At 34.5% G+C, this 859-nt stretch carries 2 protein-coding genes; both read left to right on the top strand.

What is annotated here, in order from left to right; genetic code table 11:
* Window positions 1–363, top strand: a 363-nt coding sequence (locus ACSZO1_RS22555; RefSeq protein ID WP_437616625.1) for a helix-turn-helix transcriptional regulator, incomplete at its 5' end; no start/stop codon positions are given.
* 32 nt (window positions 364–395) lie between these two features.
* Window positions 396–626 (top strand): hypothetical protein, encoded by a 231-nt coding sequence (locus ACSZO1_RS22550; RefSeq protein ID WP_437616624.1) that lies wholly within the window; start codon window positions 396–398, stop codon window positions 624–626.
* Window positions 627–859: the final 233 nt, after the last annotated feature.

Genomic DNA, 859 nt, shown 5'->3' with positions numbered 1-859 from the left:
CAGGATAGCTTATCGGTAGCTAACCGTCCCTCCATCCACATGACCAAGCGTTGCACTTATTATCTGAATTCGCGACCGTCCCTCCATCCACATGACCAAGCGTTGCACTTATTATCTGAATTCGCGCTTCACATCAAAACAACAAAGGAGAAAAATATGAACCAAAAATATGAAAGTTTTATTCGCTTGTCAGAAGTAATAAAAAGAACAGGTATAAGCCGATCAAGCATTTATCGTCTGGTAAATAAAAATAAGTTTCCTGCACCTGTAAAAATAAGTGAAAAGACCATTGCCTTCATCGAGAGAGAAGTAAATGACTGGATTGAAAACCTGATCAATTCTTCACGCAATAAAGCAGCATAATTTAAATTAACATAAAAATAAAAGAGGTATCTATGAGTACACTAATTAAAAAAGCAACAAGAGAAATGGATAAACTGGACTGGGGTTATTTAGATATATTAGCAGAGTATTTATACACACCGCACTGGATAGCTGAATTCGACGATAAAAAGAGCAAGTTTTACAATATAATCATAATCTATCGTGATCTTGATCGCTTTGGTCAGGAATCATTGAAAAGCTATCTGGCGTATAGAAAAAATAAAATCATTTCAGAACGATAATAATATAACAACAGAATTTAAAAATGGTGAGTAAACGCAATATGGCTGGCGTTTGCCTGAGATAAACAATGGGAGAGATAAAGATGAAAACGTTTTATATAAGAAGGTTGTGTTTTAAAATTGAAGTTAATATTTTAGATGAGTTTTATGAAGAGGAACTAAGGAAGGTGCGATTTAATCGTCAATTATGAGAACATAACCCTTTCTTTGACATAGACTTTTCACGATGCCCG

The sequence above is a fragment of the Erwinia sp. V71 genome, assembly GCF_965644245.1.
GTDB lineage: Bacteria > Pseudomonadota > Gammaproteobacteria > Enterobacterales > Enterobacteriaceae > Erwinia.
Note: the sequence above shows the minus strand (reverse complement) of the source record. Positions and strands in the feature narration are given on the sequence as shown.

Bases quoted from the DNA above. Each gene is read 5' to 3' on its own strand.
- ACSZO1_RS22550 (WP_437616624.1), top strand. From the start codon at position 396: ATGAGTACACTAATTAAAAAAGCAACAAGAGAAATGGATAAACTGGAC.